At 61.7% G+C, this 12,156-nt stretch carries 14 protein-coding genes and 1 pseudogene; 6 read left to right on the top strand and 9 right to left on the bottom strand.

The window, feature by feature from the left end; translation table 11 throughout:
* Positions 1 to 16: 16 nt before the first annotated feature.
* Positions 17 to 415: a hypothetical protein gene (locus BS630_RS37055; RefSeq protein ID WP_158081417.1), complete on the bottom strand. Its 399-nt coding sequence runs from the start codon at positions 413 to 415 to the stop codon at positions 17 to 19.
* A gap of 85 nt (positions 416 to 500) precedes the next feature.
* Here BS630_RS37055 and BS630_RS18065 point away from each other — a divergent pair, with 85 nt between their 5' ends.
* The gene (locus BS630_RS18065; protein WP_077978476.1) at positions 501 to 1,946 is read left to right on the top strand and encodes an MFS transporter; all 1,446 of its coding nucleotides are present in this window, start codon (positions 501 to 503) and stop codon (positions 1,944 to 1,946) included.
* Positions 1,947 to 2,225: 279 nt separating this feature from the next.
* Positions 2,226 to 3,290, top strand: coding sequence for a sensor histidine kinase (locus tag BS630_RS18060; RefSeq protein ID WP_077978475.1), 1,065 nt, complete (start codon positions 2,226 to 2,228; stop codon positions 3,288 to 3,290).
* A gap of 19 nt (positions 3,291 to 3,309) precedes the next feature.
* On the opposite strand, the pseudogene BS630_RS38690 reads toward BS630_RS18060, so the two are convergent.
* A pseudogene (locus BS630_RS38690) lies at positions 3,310 to 3,442 on the bottom strand (endonuclease domain-containing protein); the annotation flags it as partial.
* Between the two features lie 71 nt (positions 3,443 to 3,513).
* Here BS630_RS38690 and BS630_RS18055 point away from each other — a divergent pair.
* The 3 genes from BS630_RS18055 (at position 3,514) to BS630_RS18045 (ending at position 7,071) form a co-directional block, all read left to right on the top strand.
* The gene (locus BS630_RS18055; RefSeq protein ID WP_077978474.1) at positions 3,514 to 4,065 is read left to right on the top strand and encodes a DUF924 family protein; all 552 of its coding nucleotides are present in this window, start codon (positions 3,514 to 3,516) and stop codon (positions 4,063 to 4,065) included.
* 92 nt (positions 4,066 to 4,157) lie between these two features.
* Entirely contained in the window at positions 4,158 to 6,692 is a 2,535-nt protein-coding gene (locus tag BS630_RS18050; RefSeq protein WP_077978473.1) for a mechanosensitive ion channel family protein, read from the top strand.
* 112 nt (positions 6,693 to 6,804) lie between these two features.
* A complete protein-coding gene (locus BS630_RS18045; protein WP_025394972.1) occupies positions 6,805 to 7,071 on the top strand; it encodes a hypothetical protein in 267 nt (88 codons plus the stop codon).
* A 21-nt stretch (positions 7,072 to 7,092) separates the two neighbouring features.
* On the opposite strand, the gene arsK is transcribed toward BS630_RS18045, so the two are convergent.
* The 7 genes from arsK to BS630_RS18010 are packed head-to-tail and all read right to left on the bottom strand — an operon-like array spanning position 7,093 to position 11,480.
* The gene (gene arsK, locus BS630_RS18040) at positions 7,093 to 8,328 is read right to left on the bottom strand and encodes an arsenite efflux MFS transporter ArsK (protein ID WP_025394971.1); all 1,236 of its coding nucleotides are present in this window, start codon (positions 8,326 to 8,328) and stop codon (positions 7,093 to 7,095) included.
* Positions 8,325 to 9,050 carry an arsenical resistance protein ArsH gene (gene arsH / locus BS630_RS18035; RefSeq protein ID WP_077978472.1) on the bottom strand — a complete coding sequence of 242 codons (726 nt, stop codon included), beginning with the start codon at positions 9,048 to 9,050 and terminating at the stop codon, positions 8,325 to 8,327. The genes arsK and arsH overlap by 4 nt, the downstream gene beginning before the upstream one ends.
* On the bottom strand, positions 9,025 to 9,453 hold the full coding sequence (gene arsC, locus BS630_RS18030; RefSeq protein ID WP_025394969.1) for an arsenate reductase (glutaredoxin): 429 nt from the start codon (positions 9,451 to 9,453) through the stop codon (positions 9,025 to 9,027). Before arsC ends, arsH begins: the two co-directional genes overlap by 26 nt.
* A complete protein-coding gene (locus BS630_RS18025) occupies positions 9,450 to 10,157 on the bottom strand; it encodes an aquaporin (protein WP_077978471.1) in 708 nt (235 codons plus the stop codon). Before BS630_RS18025 ends, arsC begins: the two co-directional genes overlap by 4 nt.
* Positions 10,154 to 10,597 carry an arsenic resistance N-acetyltransferase ArsN2 gene (gene arsN2 / locus BS630_RS18020; protein WP_077978470.1) on the bottom strand — a complete coding sequence of 148 codons (444 nt, stop codon included), beginning with the start codon at positions 10,595 to 10,597 and terminating at the stop codon, positions 10,154 to 10,156. The genes BS630_RS18025 and arsN2 overlap by 4 nt, the downstream gene beginning before the upstream one ends.
* Positions 10,597 to 11,127 (bottom strand): arsenate reductase ArsC, encoded by a 531-nt coding sequence (locus BS630_RS18015; RefSeq protein WP_077978469.1) that lies wholly within the window; start codon positions 11,125 to 11,127, stop codon positions 10,597 to 10,599. The genes arsN2 and BS630_RS18015 overlap by 1 nt, the downstream gene beginning before the upstream one ends.
* Positions 11,124 to 11,480 (bottom strand): ArsR/SmtB family transcription factor, encoded by a 357-nt coding sequence (locus tag BS630_RS18010; protein ID WP_077978468.1) that lies wholly within the window; start codon positions 11,478 to 11,480, stop codon positions 11,124 to 11,126. Before BS630_RS18010 ends, BS630_RS18015 begins: the two co-directional genes overlap by 4 nt.
* A gap of 42 nt (positions 11,481 to 11,522) precedes the next feature.
* Between BS630_RS18010 and BS630_RS18005 the strand changes: the two genes are divergently transcribed.
* Positions 11,523 to 12,047, top strand: a complete 525-nt coding sequence (locus BS630_RS18005) for a DUF6428 family protein (protein ID WP_077978467.1) — start codon at positions 11,523 to 11,525, stop codon at positions 12,045 to 12,047.
* Positions 12,048 to 12,156 lie beyond the last annotated feature (109 nt).

The raw sequence follows: 12,156 nt of genomic DNA, 5'->3' as shown, positions 1-12,156 counted from the left end.
TGCTCACATGAACTCCTCAATCATCATGTTTAGCAATATGTTTAGTGATATCCATTTTTATAAACATTGCAAGCGCCAATCGTTGCTGCAGTGCGACAGGTGTCGCGCCCCATGGGCGATAGTTTTGGAGCCGATCTTTTCGGCAGATCGCGAAATTTTTTTGGCGAGCGTACCGAAGCAGCGACATCTGGCCTCGCTGTGACATCGATCGCACGATATGGACTGCACGCCGCTCCTCATTTTCCCCGGAGCGGTTCAAGCTTGGCCTCGCTTCGGTGGGGCCTTTTTCTTGAATCCTTTCTTGGGTCGATGCCGCCGGGCACCGGGCCGCATCGGGAATATTCCTAGGCAGTGCGAGATTTAGCCTTTCCGGCCGGATGCAACGGGCGTATTCAGCCAGTGCGCGGCTTTCCATGTCTGCGCTCCCCCGCGCGGCAGATCTTTGATCGGCTTCCTCCCGTTTTCCTGCCGCGTCATCCGGAATTTTCATTGGCAGATCGATGACCACGGCAGAGACGAGCGAGAATGGGCAAGAGGCCGCAGGCGGCCGCCAGGCAAAGATCGTGGCGCTGGTCGTTGCCGTTTCCTTCTTCATGCAGATCCTCGACGGCACGATCGTCACCACCTCGCTGCCGCAGATGGCGGCAAGCTTCGGCGTGCAGCCGGTGTCGATGAGCATCGGCATCACCGTCTACATGCTGACGATGGCCGCCTTCATTCCACTGTCGGGCTGGCTCGGCGATCGGTTCGGCGCACGCCGCATTTTCCTGATGTCGATTGCGGTCTTCACCGGCGCCTCGCTGTTTTGCGGGCTGTCCGGCAGCCTTGCGGAATTCGTGCTGTGGCGCGCCGTCCAGGGCGCGGGCAGCGCGCTGATGACGCCGGTCGGGCGCATCATCGTGCTGAAGAATGCCCGCAAGTCGGAACTCGTCCAGGCGATCGCGCTGATCACCTGGCCGGCACTGACGGCGCCGGTGATCGGCCCGGTGCTCGGCGGCTTCATTACCACCTATGCCAGCTGGCACTGGAACTTCCTCATCAATATCCCGATCGGCATTATCGGCATCGCGCTGGTGCTGCGTTTCGTGCCGGAGCAGCGCGAGACCAATTCCGGCCGGCTGGATCTCGTGGGCTTTGTATTGAGCGCCGCCGGGCTGACCTTCCTGCTCGCCGCCCTCGAACTCTCGGTCAAATGGGACGGCGGGCTTTTGCCCATCATATCCATGCTGGCGGCCGGCATCGTGCTGTCAGTCATGGCGACGCGGCATTTCCTCGCCGTCGACAATCCGCTGCTCGATCTTTCGGCCTTCCGCATCCAGACCTTCTCGATGTCGACGCTGTCGGCGGGCACGGCCTGCCGGATGGCGATCAATGCGACGCCGTTCCTGCTGCCTCTGCTGTTCCAGCTCGGCTTCGGCCTGAGCTCGATTGCCGCCGGCACCTACCTGCTCGTCTATTTCCTCGGCAATTTCAGCATGAAGGCGGTGACGACGCCGCTGCTGCGCTTCTTCGGCTTTCGCACTGTGCTTGGGGTCAACGGGCTGATCGCCGCTCTTTCGATTGTCGGCTGCGGTTTCCTCTCTCCGGAGACGCCGCCGTTTTTCATCCATGCGCTGCTTTTCCTCGCCGGCCTGTCGCGGTCGATGGAATTCACTGCGCTAAATACACTCGCCTTCGCCGACATCGGCCCGGCGCAGCGAAGCTCGGCCTCGACGCTGTCGAGCATGCTGCAGCAGGTATCGATGCTGCTCGGCGTGGCAGTGGCCGCGGCCGTGCTCAACATCGCCTCGGCTTTCAGGGGCGCCGACAATCCCGTCCTTGCCGATTTCCGCTGGGCTTTCGTCGTGGTCGGTGCGATCGGGATCGTCTCGTCGCTGCGCTTTCTGCAATTGCCGGCGGAGGCAGGGGCCGAAGTATCCGGTCATCGGAAATTCCAGAAAATTTAGCTTATCCGCGGAACCAATAGGGCCGCTCGGCGTTTATGCATCTCATTTCAGGTTTTTCGTTTCCCCGTCTCCTTCAGCGGCTTCCATAGGGATCCTCCCCAGCCCAGGGTCATGTTCCAAAAATGCCGGCTTCCCGACATCCTCCTTCCGCGCCGCCTGCGACAAGAGCGAGGGATAACCGCTGTTTACCCCAGGCGGCCAATGCAATACGACATTGCCATGCGGACGACTCGGACGCTTGCGGGCGGTCGTCGCTGCGAGAGAACGCCGGGAGACGGAATGAGCAATTCTAGCGGCGATGCGGATGCCCTGATCCACATCCTCTATATCGACGACGATGAGGGGCTTGCCCTACTGATGCAGAAAAACCTGCGCCGTCGTGGCTTTTCGGTCGAGTGGGCCGAGAGCGACGCTGCCGGCCTTGCAAGACTGGGCGAAGGCGGTATCGACGCCGTCGTGCTCGATCATGTCCTGGCTGGCGAGACCGGCCTCGACATTTTGCCCAGCATCACGGCGATGCCGGATCACCCACCGGTCATCTACGCGACGGGTTCGGACGATACCAGCATCGCGGTCGCCGCGCTGAAGGCCGGCGCCGATGATTACATGCTGAAGGGGATCTCAGCCGATTATTTCGACTTGCTCGCCGCCGCCCTCGAACAGGCGTTGGAGCGAACGCGTTTTCGCCGCGAGACGGCGCAGGCGCAGGAGGTGATCCGCCAGCAGCGCGACCTTGCCGAAATGCTGCTCGCCGAAGTCAATCACCGTATCGCCAACAGCCTTGGCCTCGTCGGCGCGCTGATCCGCATGCAATCCTCGATGACCACCGACCAAGTGGCGATCGACGCGCTGCACGAAACGCAGATGCGCATCAACGCCATCGCCAGCGTGCACCGCCGGCTCTATACTAACCGGCAGGTCGGCTCGGTGCAGGTCGACGAATATCTGAACAGCCTGCTCACCGAACTCGAGACCTCGATGCGCGACGACAAGCGGCCGCACCGCATCGTGCTTACCGCGCAGCCGGTCAATCTGGCGACCGACAAGGTGATCACACTCGGGCTGATCGTCAGCGAACTCGTCACCAATGCCTTCAAATATGCCTATCCGGACAGCGTGCCGGGTGAGATCCGGGTCATCGTCGACCAGACGGACGACGCGTTGCGTGTCATCGTCGAGGATGACGGCGCCGGTTTCGATCCGTCGAGCCCGGCCAGGGGAACCGGCCTCGGCACACGCATTCTGACGGCCATGGCCGCCAGCCTGAAATCGGATTTCGCCTATGACCCCGGCCACGACGGAACCAAGGCGACGCTGGTGTTTTCGTTGCATGAGGGGAAGTAGGAAGTGCAGCGCAGGGTGTTCCGGTAGCCCCCTCATCCGCCCTACGGGCACCTTCTCCCCGAGGGGAGAAGGGGGAATCGAGACGTTGCCGCGAATCTCTTCTCCCCAGCGGGGAGAAGGTGGCGGCAGCCGGATGAGGGGGCTACCGGCACGGTGTTATCCCTTTTTCTACAATAATTTACCGAAACGGCATTAATAAGCCTAACGCTGGGGGAGAGGAAACATGACGACGATCCGTACACCGAAAGAGGTCTATGATTTCTGGTTCGTCAGATGCGGCCGGGAGGTGTGGTTCCGCGCGACGCCTGACCTCGACGCGGAGATCAGCACGATCTTTCGCGATACCCATCTGGCCCTTGCCGCGGATGTTGGCGCCGAATGGCGGGCGGATGCGGAGAGCCGGCTGGCGGCTGTGATCGTGCTCGACCAGTTTCCCCGCAACATCTATCGCGGCACGGCGCTTGCCGTCGCGACCGATGGGCTGGCGCTTCGGGAAGCCAAGCTCGCGCTGGCATCCGGCGCCGATCAGGCGGTCGAAGCCGCGTGCCGCACCTTTTTCTATATGCCCTTCGAACATGCCGAGGACCTTGGCGAACAGGAGCGATCGGTGGAACTGTTCACCGCGCTTGGCGATGAAGAATATCGCGATTATGCGATCCGCCACCGCGACGTGATCGCCGCCTACGGCCGCTTTCCGCACCGCAATGCCATGCTCGGACGCGAGTCGACGGCTGAGGAATGCGACTATCTCACCCGGCCCGATGCCGGTTTCTGAGGGTTTCCAGGGAGCTTCTGCCTTTCTGTCGCCTTTCTTTACTAAGACAAGCTGGCATTCTATTCCGACGACAACCTTTCCCGGAGGCGCTTTTGCGGCTGAGACCGATCCTGCTTCGCACCATTCTTTTGCTGACGCTGGCGGTCGCCGGCGCGCATTTCAAGGGTGCTGCGGCTTTCGCGCAGGAGCCGCAGGCACCGGCGGCCGCGCAGGCGCCGCTTGTCGATAGCTCGCTCGATCAGGCGACGAAGGAGATTGACAAGGCGAAGGTCCAGCTGACCGCGCTTCAGGACGGCGTCAAGCAGAATGCCGACAATGACGATGCCCTGGTCGGGCTTGCGACCAAGGCCGACGAACTCAGCCGCGCCGTCATCACCATATCGGTCAATCTCAGGCCGCGTTTCGACCAGATCAAGAACCGGCTTGCCGAGCTCGGCGATCCGCCGAAGGACGGGCAGCCGCCTGAAGCCGAGATCGTCACCCAGGAGCGCAACGCGCTCGCCGCCGAACGCGCGCAGATCAACGCGCTGACGGGCGACGCCGAAAACCTGTCGATCACGGTAACGAAGCTCGTCAACGAGATCACCGAGATGCGGCGGCGGCTGTTTGCCGATACGCTGCTCAGGCGCACCGAGATTTCAGTCTCGGTGCTCGACGATGCCGGCAGCGCCTTCGTGCATGAGGCCCGCGAATTCTCGCAGGCCCTGTCGAGCTGGGCTGCTTTCGTCTGGAAATTCAAGCGTTTCCCGATGTTTGCCGCGATCTTCCTGTCGCTCGCCTCGGCGCTGATCCTGCTCTCCGGCAGTTACCGGCTGTTCGGCTCGTATCTGCGCCGCGACGAAGCAGTGGAGAACCCGTCCTATATCGGGCGGCTGTCGATCGCCTTCTGGTCGACGTTGATCCGCACGCTGGCGCTCTCGGTGCTGCTCGTCACCTCCTTCTTTTTCCTCAACGGGTTCAATGTGCTGCGGCCCGACATCGCACCTGTCATCGGCGCCCTGTTCGGGGCGATCGGGCTTGTCTATTTCGTCGGCCGCTTCGTCAACGCCATCTTCGCGCCGAACGAACCGCATTGGCGGCTCGTTCGGCTTTCCAATCGCGGCGCGCGCTCGATCGGCTATTGCCTGCTGGCGATGGCGATCGTCAACGCGCTCGATTATCTGTTCGGTACGATCGGCGAGGCGATGGGCTCGCCGCTGGTGCTGACCGTGGTCAGGAGCCTGATCGCGGCGCTGATCATCGGCCTGATCCTGATCGCGGCGTCCTTCGGCAAGCCGATGCTGGCGAAGAACGGCGATCCCGATGCACCGGGAAGGCATTGGCCGCGCGGCATGGCGATCACCTTGCGGGTCCTCGGCGCCGGTCTCATCCTCACCGCGCTGACGGGGTATGTCGGGCTCGCGCGCTTCGTCGCCACGCAGCTCATCATCACCGGTGCGGTCGTCGTCACCATGTATGTCGGCCTGCTCTCCGGCAAGGCGATATCCAGGCAGGAAAGCTTCGGCGATACTTTCTTCGCGCGCTTCCTGACACGCCGCTTCAAGCTCGGGCCGGTGGCGATCGACCAGGCCGGGCTGGTCGTCGGCCTTGCCATCTATGCGGTGGCGCTTCTCGTCGGCATCCCGCTGATCCTGCTGCTCTGGGGTTTCCACGTGCAGGACCTGCAGCTTCTCGCCTACCGGCTGTTCACCGAGGTCAGGCTTGGCGGCATCAGCATCTCGCTGCTCGGCATCTGCACCGGCATTCTGCTGTTTGCCGGCGTCTACCTGCTGACGCGCTGGCTGCAGCGCTGGCTCGACGGCAATGTGATGGCCAGAAGCCATGTCGATCTTGGCGTACGCAATTCGGTCAAGACCGGCATCGGCTATCTCGGCGTCGGCATCGCGGCGATCATCGGTGTTTCGGCGGCCGGCATCGATCTGTCGAGCTTCGCGCTCGTTGCCTCCGCACTTTCGGTTGGTATCGGTTTCGGCCTGCAGAACATCGTCTCCAACTTCGTCTCCGGCCTGATCCTGCTCGTCGAACGGCCGTTCAAGGTCGGCGACCATGTCGTATCAGGCACGGCCGAAGGCATCGTCAAACGCATTTCGGTGCGCGCCACCGAGATCGAGACCTTCCGCAAGCAGTCGATCATCGTGCCGAATTCGGAGTTGATCAACGGCCTCGTCGGCAACTGGACGCACCGCAACAAGATCGGCCGCTCGGAAATTCCGGTTTCCGTCGCCTACAACGCCGATCCGCAGCAGGTGATGGACATCCTGCTGGAACTGACGGCCAAGATACCGCTCGTCATGCGCAATCCGGAGCCGCATGTCGAATTCCTGCGCTTCGGGCCCTATTCGCTGGATTTCGAGCTGCGTTTCTTCCTCGCCGATATGGGTGACGGCATGGCGGTGCGCAACAATCTCAGGATCGAGATCCTTAAGCGCTTCAAGGCCGAGGGCATCGAGATCCCGCTGCCACAGACCGATCTTACCATCCATCGAGAGGCTCGTCCCGCGCTTGCGGATGCGGGCAGGGATCAAGCCAACGAGCAGGAAAACGCGGCGGACACGCCCATGGAGGAGGAAGAGCAGCCGGTGCGGCAATTGCGCAGCAAGACGGCAGAAGTCAATCGGAAAGGCTGAACGGGTCATTCAGCCATCATTCACAGCTATATGTGCATGATCTCCACTATCGGGATCGCTGCCGGGGGCAGCACCGATCGTTCGAGGGGAGGGCGCGCCAGCGCCGCCGCACATGATGGCAAGATTTGCCGCCGTTCTGCTTGTCCCGCTGCTTGCCGCACCCGCGGCTGAAGCGGCATCCATCACCAACACCGACCCAGCCGCCGTCGTGCTCGTCATCACCGAGAGCGGCCAGCGCGTCGAGGTCGTGGTCGATGCCGGCGCTTCGGAAAACCTCTGTGCTTCTGGCTGCTTCATGACAACGCCCGACGGCGACCGCATCGGGCTCGACGGCGGCGAGACGATCGACATCGTCAAGGGCTCGGCCGTCTTCAAGTAGCGCCTGTCCCGATGAATGCGCTCAAGCCTCTCGGGGATTGGCAACAGTTTCCGGCCGGGCAACCGGGCGCGTCAGCCACATGATGGCCAAGAATGCGGCAACGGCGACGGTGCTGAGCAAAGCAGCGATCGACAGCGACCACGATACGCCCATATTGCCCATCAGGAAGGCGAGCGCGAACGGCGCCATCGAGGAGACGACGAGACGGACCGACATGATCTGTCCTTGCCGCCGGCCGTAGCCATCGCTTCCGAAGAGCGCGAGCGGCAAGGTTCCGTAGACGATGCTGTTAAGGCCCGAGCCGAGACCGAAGACGACGGCAAAGAGTAGCGCGCCGGGCACCGAGGGTGCCGTGGCGATGAGGATGACAAGGGCTGTCGGCAGCAGGATGGCGCAGATGATCGCCAGCATCACTTGCGACAAGCTCTCGCCAAAGACCATGTTGATGAGGCGGCTCAGCACCTGTGACGGACCGAAGAGCGTTCCGACCACCACTGCCATGGCGCCGAGGCCGAGTGCCGACATTACGGGCACCATGTGAACCAGAAGCGCCGAGTTCACAAAGCTCTCCAGAGCAAAGCCCGTCACCATCAGGATAAAGGCCGGCCTGCGCAACGACGGAGGTAGGCTCGGCTCGACGCGTTTTGCGACCCCCTCTCCGGTCCGTCTCCTGGTTTGGCTGACGCCACGGGAGAGCCAGGCATGAATGGGAAGGCAGACCACGAGATTGAGCGCGGCGAAGATCAGATAGACTTCCTGCCATGAGAGATGCGCATGCAGCGCCGTGGTAATCGGCCAGAAAATGGTCGAGGCGAAGCCGGCGATTAGGGTCAGATAAGTGATGCTGCGCTGAGCGACCTGCGGCCTGATCTGCACGAGCAGAGCGAAGGCTGCGCCATATTGCACCAGGTTCGAGGCGATCTCGATGCCGATCAATGCCGCGACGAAAGCGATCTTTCCCGGCGCGAAGGCGCAGGCGACGAGGGCGGCGGCGGCAATCGCCGAGCCCGAAGTCATGATCCTGCCTGCGCCGAAGCGATCGATCCACGTGCCCATGAGAGGTGCGGCCAGGCCGCCGATCAGAAGGGCCGCGGAGAGCGCGCCGAAGATCCATTCCGATGACCAGCCTAGATCACGAGCCATGTCGGGGGCGAGGATGCTGAAGCTGTAATAGAGCGATCCATATCCGATGATCTGCGTCAGTCCGAGCGCGGCAATGGCCGCTACTGGCGGTCGTTCGGTGCTGACGATTGTCATAGGGATCTGAGGCTCACGCGCTGTTCAAGCTTTTCGACTTCTTCCTTCCGCTCGCTGTAGCGGTCGGTCAGATAGTTCGAGGCATCACGGGTCAGCAGCGTGAACTTCACCAATTCCTCGCAGACGTCGACGACGCGGTCGTAATAGGACGAGGGTTTCATACGGCCGTCCGCGTCGAATTCCTGGAAAGCTTTGGCAACCGAGGACTGATTGGGAATTGCGATCATCCGCATCCACCGTCCAAGGATGCGGAGCTGGCTTACCGCATTAAAGGACTGGGAGCCGCCGGAGACCTGCATCACCGCCAGCGTCTTGCCTTGCGTCGGCCGGACGGATCCCACCGACAATGGAATCCAGTCGATCTGCGCTTTCATGATGCCGGTCATCGCGCCATGACGTTCTGGGCTGACCCACACCTGGCCTTCAGACCATGCCGACCATTCGCGCAACTCCTGAACTTTTGGGTCGTTCGCCGGCGCCGCATCAGGCAGCGGCAGACCTTCGGGATTGAAGATGCGCACTTCGCAGCCGAAATATTCGAGCATCCGTGCCGCCTCCTGTGCGAGGAAGCGGCTGTAGGACACTGTTCGCAGCGAGCCATAAAGGATGAGGATGCGCGGCTTGTGCGTTGAGAACGCCGGTCTGAGCGCATCCATATCAGGTTGACGCAGATGCATCGGCGATACGGCAGGCAGATCAGACAATGCGCTTGCCTCCGGCATCGAGCACTTTCTCGCCGTCTTCCTTGGTGAAGGCGCCCTGATGCGTTTCCGGTAGGATTTCGAGGACGACTTCGGAAGGCCGAGCAAGGCGCGTGCCGATCGGGGTGATGACGAATGGGCGATTGATCAGGATCGGGTCTTTCAGCATCGCATCGAGCAGTTGCTCGTCGGTAAGATCCGGGTTGTCGAGGCCGAGCTCCGCATAGGGCGTGCCCTTTTCGCGGATCGCTTCGCGAACGCTCAAACCTGCATCCGCAATCACCTTGATCAGCTGCTCGCGCGACGGCGGGTTTTTCAGATATTCGATCACGTTGGGCTCAATGCCGGCGTTCTGGATCATCGCCAGCGTGTTACGCGAGGTGCCGCATTCAGGGTTGTGATAGATCGTAGCATCTATAGTCATAAGGCGGATTCCGTCTTGGTGAGGTTTTCAGGATTTCGGGCTTCCATCAGCAGCCATCCCGCAAGCATCAGCGCCAGCAAGGCGCCGATGACCTCAGCGGCGATAAAACCCGGTAGATCGATTGGGCGGATGCCGGAAAAGGTGTGCGTCAGCGATCGAGCAATCGCGACGGCGGGATTGGCAAAGGAGGTGGAGGCGGTGAACCAGTAGGCGGCGGTGATATAAAGGCCGACCAGCCATGCCACGGCATCGGCGCGAAAGCGCACACCGGCGAAGATGACGAAGACGAGGCCGAAGGTTGCAGTCACTTCAGAGAGCCATTGCGCGCCGCCGGTGCGCACGGTTTCCGATGCCTGCAGCAGAGGAAGGTCGAACATCGTATGGGCGAGCATCGTTCCGGCAATGCCGCCGGCGATCTGCGCGGCGATATAGGCGAGAACGGAAGAGACAGGTAGTTCGCGCCGGAGCGCAAACACCAGCGACACGACCGGATTGAAATGTGCCCCGGAAATCGGGCCTAAGATCGTGATGAGGACGACGAGGATTGCCCCCGTTGCCAGCGTATTGCCGAGCAGCGCAAGCGCGGTATCGTCCGTCAAGCTATCCGCCATGATGCCGGAGCCGACGACGGTTGCCACGAGCAACAGCGTGCCGAGCGCTTCGGCGACCATTCGTCGAGACAGCGGGAACACCGGCGCGCTCATGCCGGCAGGCTCCGGACCATCAGGGCGGCCGATGCCGGACACAGGCTCGCTGCCTGCCTCGTCGTCAGGATCTCGGTTGGCGCTTCATCGCGGGGGATCGGACGAAAGCCAAGCGATTGAAAGAAGGGGGCGGCTGTTTCTGTCAACAGATAGGCTGCAGTTGCGCCTTCCCTTTGCGCCTGATCGAGCAGGCCAAGGGTGATCGCATGGCCGAAGCCAAAGCCTTGCTGATCGGACAGCACGACAATGGAACGCAGGAGTGCGGTCTCGCCATGAAGCTCCAGCCCGCCGAAGCCGACAGTTTGGCCGCCACGCGAAAACCGATAGAAGCTTCGGCCGGCGTCTGTGAGGTCATCGACCGGAAGTCCGGCGCCTGCGAGCGCGACGCGAAGGCTGTCGTCGTGCCCCACCAAGGCCTGTTGGTTCAAATCCAAACTCATCAGCTCGCCTTTGGCTGTTTGATGCTGGCGCCTTCCATCGTGCCGATCTGGCGCAGGTGCGATTCCAGGGCGAGCTTGTCGATCGAGGAAAGAGGCAGGCTCAAAAAGGCACTGATTCGGTTTTTCAGGAAGCGGGCGGCCTGTGCGAAAGCACGGCCCTTGTCGACTTCGCTGCCCTCGACGGCAGCGGGATCCTCGACGCCCCAATGAGCGGTCATCGGGTGACCGATCCAGACCGGGCAGGCCTCGCCGGCAGCGCTGTCGCAGACAGTAAAAATGAAGTCCATCTCCGGAGCGCCCGGCTCGGCGAACTCGTCCCAGCTCTTCGAGCGGAAGCCGCTTGTTGGATAGCCCTGCGCCGCAAGCTCCTTCAGCGCATAGGGATTAACCCCGCCCTTCGGCTGACTGCCGGCTGAATAAGCCTTGAATCGACCCTTGCCTTCGGTCTCCAGAATGGATTCAGCCAGGATCGAGCGGGCAGAATTGCCCGTGCAGAGAAAGAGCACATTGTAAACGCGGTCAGTGGTCATTGCAGTTTCTCCTCCATTTTAGGGGCGCAGCAGGCCGCAACCTCCGCGGCAGGTGCGCAGATTTCCGGGTGTCCGGAACAGCAATCTTCCATCAGGAAGCGAACCAAGCCGCCAAGCGCTTCGTAGTTCGCGGTGTAAATGATCGACCGCGATTCACGCTGCTGTGCGATCAGCCCGGACCGTTCCAGCTCCTTCAGATGGAAGGAGATATTGGATGGCGAAACCTCCGCCTTCTCAGCGATCGCGCCTGCCGCCATGCCATCAGGGCCGGAAACTACAAGCATGCGGACGATCTGAAGACGGGTTTCCTGGGAGAGCGCGCCGAATGCATTGAGGGCTTGACGTTGATCCATATTTCAATAATCCTTGAAACGTTGAAATTAGGATTAGCGTAAGTGAACGTCATCGACAACAGCAAAATTCAAGAGAACGACATCGATCTCGGCCTGCTGCTCAGTGTGCTTGCCGGCGCCAAGGCTTCTCCGCTGATTTTCTATTATGACGGCAAGGCGGTGAAACCCGGCTATCATGTCACCGAGGTCAAGGCCGGCCAATTCTCAGGCCTGGATTGCGGTGCCAATCCCGAAGCGTGGGCGGAAATCTTCATCCAGCTCTGGGATATCGAGGAAGGCGACCGCACGCATATGCCGGCCGGCAAGTTCCATTCCATCATCCGCAAAGTGACGGAGCATGTGCAACTAGACCGCTCGGCGAAGCTCACCTTCGAAGTCAGCGACGGCGTGCGGCCGATGCAGCTCTATTGCGCGGCGATGCCGGTTCTCAGTGCGGGCGCCGTCCATGTTACGCTTTCGCCGCGACCGGCAAGCTGCAAGCCGCGCGACCGCTGGCTGGCAGAGGAAACCAGCAAGGCGGCGGCCTGCTGTGCGCCGCAAGCGGCAACGAGTGGATGCTGCGCGTAAGGACACATAAGATCGGGTGCCGGCGAGAATGCCTGCACGGCGTGGTCAATCAGCCCGGTATCGGTGAGACACCGTCCGATCGCGCCGAATTGCTGCGGGCGATCGAGAC

The organism is Rhizobium laguerreae, assembly GCF_002008165.1.
GTDB lineage: Bacteria > Pseudomonadota > Alphaproteobacteria > Rhizobiales > Rhizobiaceae > Rhizobium > Rhizobium laguerreae.
This window is presented reverse-complemented; position numbering and strand designations above follow the sequence as displayed.